The organism is Pseudoalteromonas sp. SWXJZ94C (assembly GCF_015864385.1).
Classification (GTDB): Bacteria; Pseudomonadota; Gammaproteobacteria; order Enterobacterales; family Alteromonadaceae; genus Pseudoalteromonas.
Map to the genome: position 1 here is coordinate 70,120 of NZ_JADYXF010000019.1, position 18,507 is coordinate 88,626.

Below are 18,507 nucleotides of genomic sequence, written 5' to 3' on the forward strand. Positions count from 1 at the left end.
GAGTGATATAAACTCACTCTACCAAAATAAAATAAATGAGTAATAACCAGAGCTATTACTCTGGCTATTGTAAGCTTATTTTATATTAACCATCACTTGTAATTGTATCAATTAATTCGCTAAGTACGGCTTCTGCTTTCCTGGTTTCTACTTGGCAAGTACCTGCATTTAAGTGACCCCCGCCATTATATTTAAGACACAGTTCGCCAACATTAGTATTTGATGTGCGGTTAGTAATTGATTTACCTACGGCATACACTACGTTTTGCTTTTTAAGACCCCACATTTTATGAATAGAGATGTTGCAGTCGGGGTACATGGCATAAATAACAAAGCGGTTTGTGGCGTAAATAGTTTCTTCTTGGGTTAAATCAAGTACCACTAAGTTTTTGTGGACCGTTGCGCATTGAGTAATTTGCTCTTTGGCTTTTTCGTTATGCTCGTTATATAAAGCAACACGTTCGGCTACGTCTTCCATTTGTAAAATGCTTTCAATGCTTTGATCTTTACATGCATCAATAAGTTTCATCATTAGTTGGTAGTTTGAAATTTTAAACTCGCGGAAACGACCAAGCCCCGTGCGCGCATCCATAATAAAGTTCATTAACACCCAATCAGTTGGGTTGAGAATTTCGTCTTTTGAAAACTGAGCGGCGTCGCCTTTATCTACAGCATCCATCATTTCAACAGAAATGTTAGGAAGCTTTTCAGCACCGCCGTAATAGTCATAAACTACGCGTGCAGCAGATGGCGCCTCTGGGTCAATAATATGGTTTTTAATATCGCTTGAGTTACGTACGGTTTCGCTAAGATGGTGGTCAAATGCTATATGGCAGCCTGCAACGTAGGGAAGGTTGGTAGTAATGTCGTTTTCGGTAATATCTATTTTGCCATCTTGCATGTCTTTTGGGTGTACAAACAAAATATCGTCAATTAGGTCTAAGTCTTTAAGCAATACAGCACAAACTAAGCCATCAAAATCGCTGCGAGTGACTAGTCTAAATTTATTGTTGGGCATAGCTATTCCATTATTTAATTTAATTATCAATTAAGTGTAACAGCTAAAATATTTTTTGAGAGGCCTGCTTTAAAAAATTATAAAAAAAGCCAAAACAAATGTTTTGGCTTTTACTTAGCAAGTTTGTATGTGATGAGTAGGTTATGCGCCTGGACCACATTCCATACATGAGTTTACAATGTCTGGACCAAATTTAAGTTTGGCGTTTAAGTCACGAAGGGCAGTACGTAATCCTTCTTCAATTACTGGGTGGTAAAATGGCATGTCGAGCATTTCAGGTACGGTCATTTTATTTTGAACTGCCCATGCTAGTAAGTGAGCAATATGTTCAGCTTGTGGCCCAATAAATTCAGCACCTAAAAATAAGCCTGTGCCTTGTTCTGCGTATACACGCATATGGCCTTTGTTTTTAAGCATTACACGGCTTCGACCTTGGTTTTCAAAGCTTACTTCACCTACTTCAAAACAACCACAGGGACCTAAACGGTCGGTAATTTGTTTAAAGCTTTCGCCTACCATCGCTATTTGTGGGTCGCTAAATACGGCTGCAATTTTAGCTCTGCGCAAGCCTATACGTACATCTGGGAAGCGGCCTGCATTTTGTCCTGCAATAGTGCCTTGATCAGATGCTTCATGTAGCAATGGGATCATGTTACTTGCGTCGCCCGCTATAAATATATTTGACTCGCCACATTGCATTGTGTGCGGGTCAGCATTCGGTACGCCGCGTTCGTCAAGTTCAATACCCGTGTTTTCAAGACCTAGTTTATCTACGTTAGGTACTCGGCCTGTAGCTGCAAGTACGTAGTTAAACTGTTCGGTGTGTTTTTCACCTTGTTTGTCGGTGTAAGTTAGCTGTGCTTTGTCGCCAACTTGCATCATGTCAGATACGTTTGAGTCGGTATCTACAAAAAATTCTTGAGCAAAAACAGTGTTTGCATAATCTCTTACTACCGGGTCTGTAAGTGGACCTATAGCACCGCCTACACCAAATAGTTTTACATTTACGCCTAATCGGCTAAGTGCTTGACCAATTTCTAAGCCTATAACACCAGGGCCAAATACAGCGACTGATTCTGGTAAGTCATCCCAATCAAATACGTCGTCGTTTATAATAAGTTTGTCACCAAAGTTATTAAATACACCTGGGTATGAAGGGCGTGAACCGGTTGCAATGACAAAGCGTTTAGCGGTAATAATTGTGTGGTCGTCTATTTGCACGCGATTTGCATCTAAAAACTTAGCGTAACCACGAATTTTATCTACGTCTGGTAATTCATCAACGGCTTCTACTACAAATCCTGCAAAACGATCTCGCTCACTGCGTACTCTTGCCATTACGGCTTTACCATCAATGACTGGCTTTGAGCTATGTACACCAAATGCAGGAGCCATTTCAATAGAGTGTGCTGCTTCTGCTGCGGCAATTAATAACTTACTTGGCATACAACCTACACGTGCGCACGTTGTGCCGTATGGACCAGATTCGATCATTAATACGTTTTGTGTGAACTGTTTAGCATTACGATAAGCACTTAAACCAGCAGTACCTGCGCCAATAACAACAACATCGGTTTGCAATTCTTTCATAGCGTTTTTCCTTTAATAAATAGGGGCTTAAAGCCCCTATTTTTACCTATTTAAACTAGATATTTAATTTACTTATTAGCAAAGTACTTTTCTAAATCGTCTGAACCGCCAATGTGTTTACCACCAATAAATATTTGTGGAACAGTTTCACGACCAGATACCGCTTTAAGGCTTGTTAGTGATGCGCCTGTGCCCATTACAATTTCTTCAAACGCGAAGCCTTTTTCTGTAAGTAGCTCTTTTGCTTTTTTACAAAATGGACAGCTAGGTTTAGTGAAAATGCTCACAGGCTCTGGCTTAGCTTGTTTAGGATTAATGTAATCTAGCATTGTGTCTGCGTCTGAGACTTCAAACGGGTCACCTGGTAAATCTGGTTCGATGAACATTTTTTCAATCACACCGTCTTTAACAAGCATAGAGTATCTCCAGCTACGTTTACCAAAACCAAGGTCGTTTTTATCTACTAACATACCCATGCCGTCAGTAAATTCGCCGTTACCGTCTGGTAATAAAGTGATATTTTGTGCTTCTTGAAGTTCTGCCCATGCGTTCATAACAAATGTATCGTTTACAGATAAACATACTATTTCATCAACGCCGTTTTGCTTAAGTACACCAGCTAATTCGTTGTAGCGTGGTAAATGAGTTGATGAACATGTTGGTGTAAATGCACCTGGTAGTGAAAACACTACAACAGTTTTACCTTTAAAAACTTCATCTGTAGTTACCGATTTCCATTCGTCGTTTTGACGAGTTGCAAATGTAACGCTTGGGATTGTTTGACCTTCAATATTCTTTAACATAATTTTTGTTCCTCTTGATTTGTTGATAGCCATTATGGCGAATAATTAAATATAGTTCTAATCGTTTGTTTGTATTAAACTGATAGCTATAAACTATCAGGTTGGGATGAACATGAACTTAAAAGATTTTGAGTATGTAAAAGCAATAGCGCAATACAAGCATTTTCGCAAAGCCGCCGATGCATGTTTTGTTAGCCAGCCTACATTAAGTGGTCAAGTAAAAAAACTAGAACAAGAGCTCGGTGTTACTTTATTTGACCGTTCAACTAAGCAAGTTACCTTAACTGCAAAAGGTGCTCGTTTATTGACGCAAATAGAAATTATTTTAGAACAAACACAAATACTCAAAGAGCTTGCGGCAACCTCTAACGAACCTCTGCAAGGTAAATTAACCATTGGTATTATTCCTACCATTGCGCCTTACTTGTTGCCTGCGTTGTTAACATCAATGAAAGCCGCTTTTGTTGATAGTCAGTTTTCGTTTATTGAAATGCAAACAGCGACCATTTTAGAGGCACTTAATAGTGGCCAGCTCGATTTTGCAATTTTGGCTGATGTGCCAGAGCTTAAAAATTACCATACTGTTAATTTATACAAAGAAGACTTTTTAGTTGCGGTATCAAACGATAATGCTCTTTCTAAACATAAAAAAGTAGCACTGAGTGACCTACAAGGTTGTAGCCTCTTAATGTTAAGTGATGGTCATTGCTTTAAAGATCAAGCCCAAAAGTTTTGTTTTTCTGCTGGGGTCGATGTGTCTAATCAATATCAGGGGAATAGTTTAGAAACATTACTTGCATTAGTCGCTATGGATGATGGTATTACATTTGTACCAAAACTGGCTTGTAATGACCGTATGGGGGTTAATTATTTACCTATATTTCCTAACCAGCAACGTAATGTTGTGTTTGCTTGCAGAAAACATTACCCACACTTATTAGGTGTTGAGCAATTAGGTGAGTGGTTATCGGCTCACCCTAATTTAAAAGCTAAATTGACTGAAAAAATCTAAAGTTCTTGGCTGATTATTTCTACTACATCGTTTATTTGCACACCAGGTAGTGGTTTGTCATCAATACTTACCGCTATTGCTGTTTGTTGGTACAACTGCTCTACACGAATACTGTTAAGAGTGGTTATTTTGTGTGGCATTACATTGCCTGCGGCATCGGTTAAATAGTTATGGTGGGCAATGCTTAATAGTTGTCCTTTTTGTAAACCATGTGCTTTACCTAAATTAATAACTATTTTACTGTTTTCCATATGCATAATTTTACCCTGAGTGGGTAGGCACGCCATAACCGATTGTAAGTCGTAACTTAAGGTTTGGTTAATGTCGGTAATACTTTGTCCAAAAGGTGATTCCCAAAAAGCATTACTATTTACATCTACAATTTTTGTTTTTTCAAATGGCCAAATAGCCTGACTTTGATAGCTATTTTGCCAAAGCTGTTCGTAAGTTGTGCCATCAAATAACGTAAATTCTATTTGATAGTTTCGCTTATAGGTTTCGTCTTGCCAAAAAGCATAATCGTTATTGAGTTTATTGCTGGTGGATAAATTAGTTATTTGACTGAGCAAAACATATTGTGCGTTGCTACGTGATGATATTTCTTCTAACTGCGTATTTGAATAATCGTGTTGTTGAGTAAAATATTTATCAACTTTAATAGCGTTATTAAAATAGGCAACAGGGACTGCACTCATTTTTGATTTTTGTAATGAGGTAAATATTTTTTTACTTACTGCTTTGTTTATGTCAAATATTTGACCCATCATCGCTTGCTCACGATGATTCAATTGGCTTTGTGTTACTGCTACAAATTTATTAAAGCTACTTTGCGGACATTGCTCAGCCTGAGCAAAAATATCGAGGCGTAACGTAATGGCAAATTTATCATTGTATTGATTCTCGCTGATCAGCTCTATTTTTTGTATTTCGCCATGGCTACTAATTTTAAGTTGATCTTGCATCAACACGCCATCTACCAAGGTTTGCACTGAGCTTACGCGTGCGCCAGAAAACACAAGAGCTTGCGTGATAGCATCTTTTATTGCTGCTGATTTAGCGGCGCTCGTATCACCACTTTTAATTTGAGCGTGACCAGTCGATTCGTACCATTGGGCTTTTGTAAAAGCCGAAAACGTTAATAAAGCAGTTGCACTTAATCCTGCAAATGCCAATGATAAAAACGACTTCATACTCTTACTCCAATTAAACGTTAGCTAGTAAAGTGTTAGAGCAAGGACTGTACCAATATTATATAAGTGTTATTGGTTGTATTATAAATGGCATCAAACGTGCATATATTTGAGTAATTAATATATAAGGGCTATGTGCTATGCGAGTAATATCGTTACTTATTACGCTTGGGTGTTTAACTTTAAGCGGTTGTAGCAGCATGTTTGATAAACATGTTGAATATAACTATGTAGAACCAAATAATTACCCCGTTTTAAAAGCAATAGGGTATGCACCTATAAGTTTACAAAATGGCGCTAACAATTCGCAAAAGCAATTAATGGCTATTAAAGCCTCAAAATTAGAAGCGTACAGAGAACTAACTGAGCAAGTTTATGGGCAAAAAATTACCGCAGGCACAAATGTTGCGGGCTCTATTGCACAAGATGACTACTTACAAAGTAAAGTGCAGGGTATTATTAAAGGCGCGCAAATTATAAAAACGTATGCTGTGGATGATACGTATGTAACCGAGCTTGAATTAAATATGAAGCGCGTACACGACTTATACATAAGCGAAATTAAGCCGCGTGAAGTTAAAAAAGTTACTTATTATTAGGGGCTATTTTATCTCTATAAGAAAGGGCGTTTATGTCTGCTCGGTGCTTATATGTTGTGGTTGGCTATTTTCGAAGTAATTAGGGTGGATAAATTTTGTATTACTTTAAATTAAATACCTTGCTGTGAATCTAATTATTATATTTTAAGTTTTTTAGTAATACGTTTAAAAGTTTATTCAAAATATCTCCTCCTTTTATATTGAGTGCTATGCTGTTGTTAAGGATTAATTTTTAAGCAGACAACGCAGTGCTCAATAAGTATTTTTTATTTCCTCTGTTATTAAAAATGATAGTGTAAATGGCGTTTAAGCCAACCTATTCTTATTTTTATTTTATCTCCTGGTGCACAGCTAATTTGTGCTATCTACTGCTGTTTTTTATACTCTCCAGCGGCGTTTTTGCGAGCCGTGTAAATATTCAATTTAATATGTTCATAGAGTTAATGGGTAAAAAATATGGTGCGGACCGCGCTGATGTTGCCCGTAACTGGCAGAGCATGTTAATACAAGCTCAAAGTAAACCAGAGAATCAACAAATACTCATGGTGAACGATTTTTTTGCACGTAATCTGCGCTATCAAACTGATATTTTATTGTGGAAACAAAGCGATTACTGGGCAACCCCTTTAGAAACCTTAGGTAGGGGCTTGGGTGATTGCGAAGATTATGCAATAGCAAAATATGTAAGCTTAAGGGCTTTGGGCGTGAGTGACGATAAGTTACGACTTATATACGTTAAAGCTAAAATAGCGGGTACAAACAAAACACAAGCGCATATGGTTTTGGGTTATTTTACTACGCCAAATGCGCAACCGCTTATTTTAGATAGTTTAATTATAAAAGTACTGCCTGCTGCAAAGCGTGTAGATTTAAGCCCTGTTTTTAGTTTTAACAGCCAAGGTTTATGGGCAAATAATTCAACCAAAAGTGTCGCTAGCCCAACAGCAAGATTATCGCGCTGGCGTAAAGTTTTGGAGCAGACAACGCAAGAAGGGGTTATGTGGTAATGGCATCATTTTCCTTATTTAAATATTTAAAAAAGAGAAAAATAACATTAAGGCAAGAGCTATGGATTGCGCTTTTAATTGTTATTTTTGTTGGCTTTATTAGTAGTGTTTTAATTAGTACAAACTCAGCTAAAAATTATTTTTCTACTCAGCTTTATTTAAAAAATGTAGATAATGCCAGTTCGCTCGCGTTAATGATAAGCCAGTTAGATAAAGACCCAGTTGAGCTTGAGCTATTGGTGTCAGCAACTTTTGATACAGGCCATTACAAACGTATTGAACTACAAAGCCCAAGCTCAGAGGTTATAGTTAAGCGTACTTTTGAAGATGATCTTGAGATTATGGCTCCAAAGTGGTTTAAATTTTTGTATCAACTTAATGTTTTACCTGGTGTAGCGCAGGTTAATGATGGTTGGCAGCAATTTGGAACGCTTTATGTAGAAAGTCATAGTCAGTATGCCGAACAAGCCTTATGGCAAAGTGCATTAAAACTATTTTTTAGTTTTTTAATTGTTGCTGTACTCGCGTGTATTGTAAGTGCTTACTTTTTACAAAGAATACTTAAACCATTGGATGATGTGGTTTATCAAGCAAATGCATTTGGTGAAAAGCGCTTTATAAAATCGACAGTGCCGCGCACTTTTGAATTTGCGCATTTGGTGCAGTCAATGAACCAGTTATCAACTCGCTTTAGCCGTATTATTAAAGAAGATAATATACGTTTAGAAGAACTAAGGTTTAAATCACAGCATGATGAACTTACCGGTTTAGCTAATCGAGAATACTTTTGTGCAACACTTGAAGCACATTTACAAAAGTCAAAAGACTATGCGCATGGTGCTTTATTTTTATTTAGAGTCATTAATTTAGATAAAATGAATGAAAAAATAAGCGATGTTGAAATGGTTAATTTTTTACGTCGTTTTTCTCAAGTGCTTGTTCAATTTTTAGAGTTGAACGAATCTCATGCATCAGAAAACTATATTGCGCGTATTTCTAATAGTGATTTTACAGTTTTGTTTAGCGATGTAGACGATATTCAAGTATTGAGTGAACAAGTGTTAAAGCTACACGAGTCATTTATTAAAGAGTATAAAAGTATTGAATTAACAATCCCTCATAGCTGTACTTACATTGAAAAAGAAGACACTCGGTTTGATGTATTAAAGCGTGTAGATGAGCTTTTAACATCAGCAGATAAAAAGCCTGGTGTTAAAGTAAAAGTAATCGAAAAACCTAAGAGTCCAGAGTTGTTTGATGATGCTCTAAGCTGGAAAAATGCAATTGAAACTGCATTAAATAATAAAACGTTAAAAATTATTGTACAGCCCGTAACTTGTTTTACAGGGCAGTTGATACAAAACCAGTTAAGGCTTAGTTTGGAGTTTGAGGGGCAGTTTTATCGAGCAAGCTATTACTATCAATGGGCGAATAGGTTGAAGCTATTAGCGAGGCTTGATTGGGGGCTAATAAAGCAGCTAGTTATTCAGTATTGCGACGAACCGCCTAAAGAACTTATTTCAATTGAACTGTCGTCGCAAACATTACTTGATGATGCTGCTCTTGCAGCTGTACTCACTTATTTGTCGGCATTTCCTAGTTTATCAAAAAACATTTGTTTTGATATACGCGAGAACATAGCTGTTAGTGAAATAGAAATATTTAAAAGCTTTTGCGAAGAAGCGCGATGTATTGGGGCAAAAGTCGCCTTAAAACGAGTAGGTCCTGAGTTTACTAAAATCAAAAACATTCACGAATTTGGATTAGAAATGATTAAAGTAGACAGTGTTTATGGGCATAATATTAGTTACAGTCAAGATAACCAAACCTTTTTACGAGGTGTATGTACGCTTGCTCATTCAATTGGTATTAAGGTGGTAGCTCAAGGCGTTACAAACCAAGATGATTTAGATACGTTAATTAACTTAGGTTTTGATGGGGTAATTAATGAGGAATAACTTAGCTTTAATTAAAAACAGCCCTTTAATTTAATATTGTTATTTTAAGCACTTATCGTTAAAGCAAAGTAGCCAGCTTTAATACTGGCTACAGATTGTTAGTTAAAATGCTAAGGGGGTTAGTTGCCTTTTACAACTAGCATTAACTGTATTCGGTCTCGTACTTTTAATTTATTAAAAATAGAACCCATATGTTCTTTTATTGTACGCTCTGTGATACTGAGAGATTGTGCTGCTTGTTTGTTAGTTGCCCCAGTTACCACAATATCAACAACTTGGCGTTCGCGTTTAGTTAATACGTCAAGGTTGCATGTATGGCTATAATTAAAATTAGCCTTTGATAAAGCGCCAACCAAATTAGAAAGTAGCTGACCTGGTATCCATGTAGCATCAGAGCAAATTGTTTCTAATACTTGTTCAATAATTACTTTACTAGCAAGCGCTTCTACATAGCCTCTCGCTCCTGCTTGTAATGCCATTCTTAGTTCGTCTATGTCTAAGTTATTTGTCATCACAATGACGGGAAGACGCTGTTGTGTATACTTTTTAACTATAGTTAGCCAATTAGGTGTATTAGCTAAAATCCATATAATATTAGACGCAGCTACTCTGTTTGGCTCTTTTGTACACACAATACAACCAGGGAATGCACTATGCCAGTGCTTAGATTCAAATTCAGGTTGTGTAATAAAGATACTTTGACGCATTATTTCTCCATTATTAAAAATGCTTTTAACGCTCTGTCATTGCTAGTGATGTTGCTCTTAGTACTGGTTTTAATAGGTACTCAAGTACTGTTTTTTTACCGGTAATAATATCTACTTGTGTAGTCATTCCCGGAATAATTGTCAGTTCTTTAGAGAAGTTGTTTTTGGTTGTTTTTAGCTGTACTAAGTAAAATGTGTTTTCACGATCATCGGTAATTGTATCTGCACTAATATGCAGTACTTCGGCTTCTAAACCGCCGTATACAGCAAAGTCATAGGCACTAAATTTAATCATTGCTGGTTGCCCAGGGCGTAAAAAAGCAATGTCTTTAGGGGGAATTTTTGCTTCTACAACAAGTTGATCATCCAATGGAACAATTTCCATAACGTCACTCCCTGGTTGTAAAATACCTCCTACGGTATTAACGAGTAATCGTTGTACTGTACCTTTGACTGGAGATCTAATTTCGGTTTGGGTCACTTTATCGGCTAAACCAGATTCGGTCTCTTTAATAGAATCTAAGCGTAATAATGCTTCTGAGAGCTCGTTGCTCCAGCGGTTTATCATTGTGAGCTCAACTTCGGTTACCTTATTTTTAGCTTCATTAATTGCCGAGACACTACGGTTTATTACTGCTTTAGTTCGATTTATTTCACCATTTAAATCGACTATTTGGCGTTCTAAACGAATAATATCAATATCAGAAATAGCACCAGTGCGAAGCAGTGGTCGTGTTACTTTTAACTCTCTGTTTGTTAAACGAAGAGCACTTGTATGCTGCTGAAGCGCTGCTTTAGCTTCAATATGATCTTGTTGGCGCTGCTCTAGCTGACGTTTTTGTATAGTAATTTGTTGCTCTAACTCTTGGCTGTTACTTAAATAAAGAGCGCGCTCGTGTAGTACCGCCCTAGGTGCATTTTTAATTATTTTATCTGTAAAAATAAGATCCTTTTTTTGAGTGAGCGCTTGTAAGCGTGCTACTTTTGCACTTAATGATTCTACCTTTGATTGGTTTTCTCTAAAGTTAGAAATAAAGCGAGTAGGGTCTATTTTTATAAGTACATCACCTACGTTAACTATTTGCCCTTCTCGAACATTTATTGTTTCAACCATTCCGCCGTCATAAGATTGTATTAGCTGTAATTTATGTGATGGAATTACTCTACCTTCTCCGCGTGCCACTTCATCTAGGTCAGCAAAAGCAGACCATACAACTAAACATATAAATGCTAAGCAAATTAAATAGAGTAGCAGCCTTGCGCTGGCAGGCTCTTGTTGCATTTTTTCCCACTGGGCATCAACTACCCAATCTTGTGAGTTTGGAGGTGAAAACCAGCCTTTAAATAAGCCATTGAATACCGAAGGTTTACCACGCTTGCTCGCTTCAATGGCTTTACTTACAGATTCAAAAGAGCGTTGTTCGAGTGGTTTTTTGTTATCACTCATGAGGCTTGCTCCACTGACTGGTTATTTAACGCAGCAATTACTTTTTGCTTTGGACCATCGGCTACAACTTTGCCGTTATCTAATACTATGATTCTATCTACTAATTCCAACAACGAAGAGCGATGGGTAACAACTAATAACGTTTTGTCTTTTGAGCATTTTTTTAAATTATTAATAATCTGATTTTCGCTATTATGGTCAAGCGATGAAGTGGGTTCGTCTAATAGTAAAATAGGGGGATCATTAATAAGTGCTCTTGCCATGCCTACAGCTTGACGCTGCCCACCAGAGAGTTGACGACCTTGCTCACCCACTTGTAAATCGAATCCGTCGGGGTGAGAGTTAATTAAATCGAATAACTGACTCCGCTCGCATGCTTCAATAATTTGCTCATCTTTTGCGTGCCAAGCACTCATAGTAAGATTGTCTTTTAATGTACCAAAAAATAATGCAACACTTTGTGGCACATAACCGATATTGTGACGAAGCTCTGCTGGGTCGATTTGATGAATATCATTGTTATCCATTAAAATAGAGCCAGAGCAGGGATCGTATAAGCCTAAAATTAATTTTTCCAAAGTACTTTTACCAGAACCATTACGCCCCAAAATAGCTACTTTTTCGCCCGCTTTAATTTTAAAACTAACCCCGTTTAGTGCGTTATGAGATTCGTCTGAATATTTAAAGCATACGTCTTTAAATTCAATATCACCTTTTAAAATAGGGTGGCTTAACCAATGTTTTCCTGGAGGGCGCTCTACGTCTTTTTCCATAATTTCGTTAAGTGATTGCATTGCAATTGCAGCATGATGATATTGCGCTAAAACAGCCGCAGATTGACCAATAGGTCCCATAGCACGCGATGACAATAAATAAGCGGCAATAAGTCCACCTTGAGTTAGTTCGCCTTCAATAACTAAATGTACGCCAATAATCATAATTATTACGCCTACACATTGCTGTATCCACGATGCCGTATTTGAAATTGAACTTGATACTAAACGGCTTTGTGCATTTATTTGTGCAATGTATATAGTCGACTTTTCCCAAATTGATTGTGTTTTACACTCTGAGTGAAAGCTTTTAACATCTTCAATATTTGTTAGGCTTTCTACAAGTACTGCGTTTCGCATTGAACTTGCTTTCATTGTTTGCTCTGATAAAGATTCGAGTTTTCTATGTGCGGCAATAGCATAAGTTAATAAAATAAGCGCACCCGCAATTATGGGTAAACTAAGGGGGACACCAATAATGGCGATAACAATTAAATACAATATAACAAATGGTAAATCGACCAGTGCAACAAGGGTTATTGAACTAAAAAAGCTACGTACAGCCTCAAAAGATTGAATGTTACTAGCAAATGAGCCAGCTGATGAGGGACGATTTTTGAGCTTCATCCCTAGTACTCGTTCCATAATCACGGCCGATACTTTTACATCAATTCTGCTTGCTGCAAGTTCTACAAAGTAGCTGCGTACTAAGCGCAAAACAAAGTCGGCAGTCAGTGCGATTAAAATCCCAATGGCTAATACCCAGAGAGTTTCAACAGCATGATTTGGTACTACGCGGTCGTAAACATTCATAACAAAAAGTGGCATTGCAACAGATAAAACACCTAATGCAATTGCCGAAATAATAACGTCTTTATAAAGTGAGCGGCACTCTTTAATTACTCCCCAAAACCATCCGTCTTTTGAGAGTTTTTCGAGTACGGGGGTTCGTTCGTCAAATGCAAATTCGGGTTGTGCATAAATAACTAAATTGGCACTGTTTTCAGTTAATTCATCAATGTTTTGTTCAATTACAGATTCGGTTAGCTCTGGGTATATAACGCTTACAGTATTATTTTTAAAATTTATGTGGGTAATTACGCAGGCTTGATTATCTTTTAAAATTAAAATAGCAGGGAGTAATGCGGTATTAATTTTTTGTAATGGTTTATTTACTACTTTTGATTTAAAACCGATACGTTTTGCAGCGCGGGAAAATCCTGATGGTGTAAGTATACCCTCAGTTAAAGGGAGTCCATTGAGCAATGCCTCCCGAGAAAATTCTTTATCGTGATGGCGGCATAAAACCGATAAACAATCGACTAATATGCCACCATGATCAAGTACGTCATTCAATTTCATAAACCATCCTCGTTATGAAAGACTGCAGTTTTAGTTGCAGTCTATATAACGTTATTTACTTAATTATCTGTAATAACAGCTTCTATTCTACGATTAGCAGCGTTTGCTTTTACTGATATTTCGTTTATGCGAGGTTGGTCAATACCGTAGCCAAATGATTTAACGCGGGCTGGTTTAATATTAAATTTTTTGATGAGGATTTCTGCAACAGAAAAAGCACGCTTTTCTGATAATTTACGATTATAGTCTTCGTCTCCATCAAGGGATGTGTGACCTTGTATTTCAACTTTTTTATCAGGATTATCTCTTAAAAAATAAGCTAACTTTTCAATTTCCTGAATATACTCATCTCGAACATCACTTGCATCAGCAAAGAAAGGGATACCTATTTCTATTTTTGAGTTACCTTCGTTGTAAATAGTGCAGCCAGACAAATCAACGTTAGTTGATGAGGGAGTACTTGGACATATGTCCTGTTTGTTTATTATCCCATCGTTATCATCATCTAGCTTTGCTTTTTTGTCTAAAAAAGTTATACGATTTAATGTTGCGGCTACATCATAACTAGGACAAATATTTTCTGCATCACGGATAATTGGATCATCAGTTAGCTCTTTTAAAGTTGGGTACTTATCTGACATTACGTGAAGTGTAGGAAGTAATTTACCCATTTCAGTTAGCATTGTTAAAATTGAAGATTGACGCTCGTACACAGTAACTATGTATGAACGATTAGATTGAAAGTATTCATTCTCAGCATCAAGTACATCTAATAAAGTTCGCTGACCTATATCGAATTGATCTTTATAAGCAATTTTAACTTTACTTGACGATATTCTATGTTGATCAAGTATTGGTAATTTTTTTTCAAGAATAATGAGGTTATTATAAGCAATTTGAAGACGTTGACGAATATCAATACATGACGAATCTCTTTGATATTTAGCTATATTAATGTCGGTATAAGCTTGTTTTAAGTTGGCATTATCTAATCCACCATTATATAAATTATAACTTATATCAATACCTACACGGGCTTCTGTTCGTGTTTCGTTTAAACCTAGTTCATCTTTATCTTGTGTTCCATAGCGGGCAGATAAATCTATATTTGGATGAAATGCGGCTTTTTGAGCTTTAGCATTCGCCTTTTTTTCTTCTATATTATACAAAGAGGCGTAAAAAGTAGGGCTGTTTTCATAGGCAATATCGAGAGCTTTACCAATCGAAATAGGTATATTGTCTTCATTTAAGTTTGCGGTTTTTATATTTGGTAACGGTAGCTCACCTACAATTTTTAAATAACGAGCGGTAACGTCATGTAGATTTGCATACTCAGTTAATACATTAGATTGAGCGAGCGATAAGCGACCTGTTATTTGCTCTAAATCTGCGGCTCTTGCTACACCTGCGCTAACGCTTTGTTCAATTTGTTGGTATACCGATTCATGCTCTTTTAAATTGGCTTCAGCAAGTTCAATTAATTCTTTAAATCTTTGCACATCTAAAAATGCTGTGGAGGCATCTAGTGCTGTTCTTTCGGTTTGCGAAAGAAGCTCAAAATATCTAACTAATTGTATGTGCTTAAAGCGATCAACAGTATTAGATGTTCTAAACCCATCGTAAAGCATTTGTGTAACTGTTAGCTCTGCAGTATTTCTGCTATATCCATCCTCAATGCCATAGTTTCTTTTTTCGTATCCGGTGCTTGCAGATGCATCTACACTTGGTAAATACCCTGAACGAGCAGCATCTATACCATAAATGGATGACTTAAAAGCATGCCAAGCTTCTTGAACTTCTGGATTGTTTTCAATTGCTTTATTCGATACATAAGCAAGAGGAGTTGCTTTATCGTTATTAGCGTAGACAAGGCTAGGGAAGTTTACTGTTGTTAATGTTAAACCAATTAATATACTTATATTACGCTTTATTAATGTGTTTTTTTTACTCATTCCGTTCCTATTTTTTTAATACTGAAAATACGCTCCTAAATATTTAGTAAAGAAATTAAAAAAGTGCAAATAGTATTTTAGTAAGCATAAAATAAATTTTATACCACTTTTATATTTGTTTTTTTTACCCTTTTTTAGAACAAACCTGTACTTGAGTCCAGTACTTAGATTGATTTTGTGTTCTACATTTAAGTTATTAGGTTGTTACTTTAAATGTTTGAGGGTGTCTCGATGGAAGCAAATCAATTAGTTATTATTGATATTCAAGGTTCGGCTGGTGTAGTGCAAGGCGATGGTTCGATTAAAGCGCTAAATGTAGGCGATATTATAAATGTAGGTGACTTAGTTGTTACAGCGATTAAATCATCACTGACAATCGATGTACAAGGAGAGTCTTTATCTATTCCCGCGAATCAAAAAGTTAAAATAACACAAGATTTGTTAGCAAAAGAAGGTCGAGATTTAAGCGAAACAACGTTTTTTGACGAAAGTATTGATGATGCAATTGCAAGCTTAAGTGCGACACCAGAAAAAAATGCCGAAGCAGATTCAAGTTCTGATGTAAGTGATTTTTTAGATGCTTTAGCAGGCGAGGGCGATCTTTTAAGTAGTTTAGAGGCAACAGCTGCTGGTGGCTCTAGTAGTTCAGGCGTTGGTGGCGGGAACTCATTTGTACAATTAACGCGTATATCTGAAAGTTTTGATTTTAATAGTATTTCATTCGATTCTGGATTTGAACGAAGTACTAACAATTCATTTAATGAAGATGATGCTGCAGATGAAATTATATCAGACGAGGTTACACCTGACTTTTCAGCTGGGTCTATTTCATTAAGTGAAGTCGGTATTACTAACTCTTCTCAACCACTTATAACAGGCACAAGTGAAAACTTAATAGGTAAAACTGCAAGAATAACCGTTACCGACGCTGCTGGAAACTCTCAGGTTGTAACTGTTGTAATTAATTTAAATGGTACTTTTGAAACTACTTTACCTAACCCTATTATAGATGGCTCGGTTACGGTATTGGTTGAGGCAACTGACTTTGCAGGGAATTTAGTAAATGATGCTATCTCTCTTGAAATAGATGCAACAGCTCCTTTAATCATTATTAATCCAATAGCAGACTCTGCATCTCAAATTGTTACAGTTACTGGATTTGTATCAGGTTCACCTGCTGGAAGTAATGTGACGGTTACACTTACAGACAGTACTGGTGAAGTGCAAGTTGTTGATACTCAAGTTGATGCTCAAGGTAATTGGGCTGTCACAACGTCTTCGCCTTTAGCTGAAGGTGAATTTAATGTAAGCGCGGTAGTTACAGATACAGCAGGTAATGAAGCGATCGCTCAAGAAATTGCGAATATTGATTTAACTGCCCCCGTAATTACGGTGAATGTAGTTGATGAATCTAATAACACTACACCATTATTAACAGGAACTACGAGTGGAGTGCCTGAAGGTACCGAAGTAACTATATCTGTAACTGATAATGCTGGTGAGGTGCAAACTTTAACCGCTATAACAGGGTCTGACGGCAGTTGGTCGGTGATTATTAGTGCGCCATTGTCTGAAGGTGCTTTTAATGTTGATGCACTAGTTAGTGACAGTGTTGGTAATCAGGCTTTAGCAAGTGATGCAGGGATAATTGATTTAACAGTTCCAGTTGTAACAATAGATAATATTAATGATACGCAAAATACAACTCCCTTAATAACGGGTAACGTACAAGGAGTACCTGCTGGCTCGATTATTAGTGTTGTAATTACAGATATTAATAACCAAATTCAAACATTACTTACTCAAACTAATGCCGATGGTGACTGGTCAGTTGAGGTAACCACATCGTTACCAGAAGGTTTATTTGAAGTAGTTGCAACGGTTAATGATGCTGCTGGTAATCAAGGGCGAGATGATACACAAGGTATAGTCGATTTAACTCCTCCTGATATTTCAATTACTGCGATTGCAGATACTAATGATGTAACTCCTACATTTGTTGGGCGTGTAGAAGGTGCCCCAGCAGGAACAGCAATTACAGTTTTAGTAACTGATAGCGATGGTAATTCACAAACATTAACTACTTTGCTTGATGGTAATGGCTCGTGGAGTGTTGAGGTAAACACAGATATACCGGGAGGTATGTTTACTGCAATTGCATCGGTTAGTGATTTAGCTGGTAATGAAGGCTCAGCACAAATTGATGGTGAAGTGACATTTTCTCCAGCCTCTATTCAAATAGATTCAATTGCAAATAGTAACGATACCACACCGTTTTTAAGCGGTAATACAGACAATATTTCTACAGGTACAACCGTTGTATTAACAATAACTGCGAGTGATGGTAGTACGTTTAGTTTACTTGCGGTTACTCAAGCGGATGGATCGTGGAGTGCGCAAGTCTCTGAGCCATTACCTGAAGGTGACTTTACTGTTGCAGTTGCGATAGTCGACAATTCAGGAAATGAAGCTCAAGCTAGCATTGTTGGTAATATTGATTTAACCGTAAGTATTAATTTTATTATTGATACTAGCGATACAACACCTTCTATTAGTGGGACTACTCAAGATATAGCCCCTAATTCATTGGTTACAGTTACCTTTACCGGAAATAATGGAGCCACTGAAACAGTTCAAGTTGTTACCGATGCAAATGGTGCTTGGTCTATTGAAGCGAGTAACGAATTAGTCGAAGGGCAATTTAGTGTTGTTGCAATAGTAACTGATGCAGCAGGTAATACAGCTTCGGCTAGCGAAGTGGGTGAAATTGATTTAACTGCTCCTGAAATTATTATTAGTTTAGCTGATAGTACTAACGATACTACCCCATTAATTACCGGCTCAGTTGTGGGTGAAGGTGCGGGCACAACCGTGACGCTCACCGTCACTGATGCCAGCAATACCGTGCAAACAATCACCACCGAAACCTTCGCAGATGGCAGTTTTAGTGTCGGGGTTACCGACGTATTAGCCGAAGGGGATTACACCCTTGAAATAACCGTTGTTGATGCCGCAGGCAATACCAATACGGTTTCAACCACTGGCACTGTTGATACTGAAGTGCCGGTGATCACCATCGACTTATTAGG

The 18,507-nt window shown here is 37.2% G+C and carries 13 protein-coding genes; 5 read left to right on the top strand and 8 right to left on the bottom strand.

Annotated features, from left to right (window positions below):
- Positions 1 to 85: 85 nt before the first annotated feature.
- From I6F65_RS10065 to I6F65_RS10075, 3 genes are all read right to left on the bottom strand, one after another.
- Entirely contained in the window at positions 86 to 1,018 is a 933-nt protein-coding gene (locus I6F65_RS10065) for an exopolyphosphatase (RefSeq protein ID WP_197112717.1), read from the bottom strand.
- Between the two features lie 141 nt (positions 1,019 to 1,159).
- Positions 1,160 to 2,608 carry a dihydrolipoyl dehydrogenase gene (locus I6F65_RS10070; protein WP_197112719.1) on the bottom strand — a complete coding sequence of 483 codons (1,449 nt, stop codon included), beginning with the start codon at positions 2,606 to 2,608 and terminating at the stop codon, positions 1,160 to 1,162.
- 68 nt (positions 2,609 to 2,676) lie between these two features.
- A complete protein-coding gene (locus I6F65_RS10075; protein WP_024611937.1) occupies positions 2,677 to 3,411 on the bottom strand; it encodes a glutathione peroxidase in 735 nt (244 codons plus the stop codon).
- A 112-nt stretch (positions 3,412 to 3,523) separates the two neighbouring features.
- Here I6F65_RS10075 and I6F65_RS10080 point away from each other — a divergent pair, with 112 nt between their 5' ends.
- The gene (locus I6F65_RS10080; RefSeq protein WP_024611938.1) at positions 3,524 to 4,423 is read left to right on the top strand and encodes a LysR substrate-binding domain-containing protein; all 900 of its coding nucleotides are present in this window, start codon (positions 3,524 to 3,526) and stop codon (positions 4,421 to 4,423) included.
- Here the strand turns inward: I6F65_RS10080 and I6F65_RS10085 are convergent.
- Entirely contained in the window at positions 4,420 to 5,613 is a 1,194-nt protein-coding gene (locus I6F65_RS10085; protein WP_024611939.1) for a flagellar assembly protein FlgT, read from the bottom strand. The two genes, I6F65_RS10080 and I6F65_RS10085, sit on opposite strands and share 4 nt — an antisense overlap.
- Before the next feature lie 140 nt (positions 5,614 to 5,753).
- Here I6F65_RS10085 and I6F65_RS10090 point away from each other — a divergent pair, with 140 nt between their 5' ends.
- The 3 genes from I6F65_RS10090 to I6F65_RS10100 all read left to right on the top strand — a co-directional run bounded on the left by I6F65_RS10090 (position 5,754) and on the right by I6F65_RS10100 (position 9,177).
- On the top strand, positions 5,754 to 6,212 hold the full coding sequence (locus tag I6F65_RS10090) for an LPP20 family lipoprotein (protein WP_024611940.1): 459 nt from the start codon (positions 5,754 to 5,756) through the stop codon (positions 6,210 to 6,212).
- A gap of 443 nt (positions 6,213 to 6,655) precedes the next feature.
- Positions 6,656 to 7,219 (top strand): transglutaminase-like cysteine peptidase, encoded by a 564-nt coding sequence (locus tag I6F65_RS10095; protein ID WP_231613147.1) that lies wholly within the window; start codon positions 6,656 to 6,658, stop codon positions 7,217 to 7,219.
- On the top strand, positions 7,219 to 9,177 hold the full coding sequence (locus tag I6F65_RS10100) for a LapD/MoxY N-terminal periplasmic domain-containing protein (RefSeq protein ID WP_166114707.1): 1,959 nt from the start codon (positions 7,219 to 7,221) through the stop codon (positions 9,175 to 9,177). Before I6F65_RS10095 ends, I6F65_RS10100 begins: the two co-directional genes overlap by 1 nt.
- Positions 9,178 to 9,296: 119 nt before the next feature.
- Here I6F65_RS10100 and I6F65_RS10105 read toward each other — a convergent pair whose 3' ends face one another.
- The 4 genes from I6F65_RS10105 to I6F65_RS10120 are packed head-to-tail and all read right to left on the bottom strand — an operon-like array spanning position 9,297 to position 15,418.
- Entirely contained in the window at positions 9,297 to 9,884 is a 588-nt protein-coding gene (locus I6F65_RS10105) for a LuxR C-terminal-related transcriptional regulator (protein WP_197112721.1), read from the bottom strand.
- A 25-nt stretch (positions 9,885 to 9,909) separates the two neighbouring features.
- Positions 9,910 to 11,331 (bottom strand): HlyD family type I secretion periplasmic adaptor subunit, encoded by a 1,422-nt coding sequence (locus I6F65_RS10110; RefSeq protein WP_197112723.1) that lies wholly within the window; start codon positions 11,329 to 11,331, stop codon positions 9,910 to 9,912.
- Positions 11,328 to 13,466 (bottom strand): type I secretion system permease/ATPase, encoded by a 2,139-nt coding sequence (locus I6F65_RS10115; RefSeq protein WP_197112725.1) that lies wholly within the window; start codon positions 13,464 to 13,466, stop codon positions 11,328 to 11,330. Before I6F65_RS10115 ends, I6F65_RS10110 begins: the two co-directional genes overlap by 4 nt.
- 59 nt (positions 13,467 to 13,525) lie before the next feature.
- Positions 13,526 to 15,418, bottom strand: coding sequence for a TolC family outer membrane protein (locus I6F65_RS10120; RefSeq protein WP_197112727.1), 1,893 nt, complete (start codon positions 15,416 to 15,418; stop codon positions 13,526 to 13,528).
- A 231-nt stretch (positions 15,419 to 15,649) separates the two neighbouring features.
- On the opposite strand from I6F65_RS10120, the gene I6F65_RS10125 reads away from it, so the two are divergent.
- A partial coding sequence (locus I6F65_RS10125; protein WP_197112735.1) for a retention module-containing protein occupies positions 15,650 to 18,507 on the top strand: 2,858 nt, incomplete at its 3' end.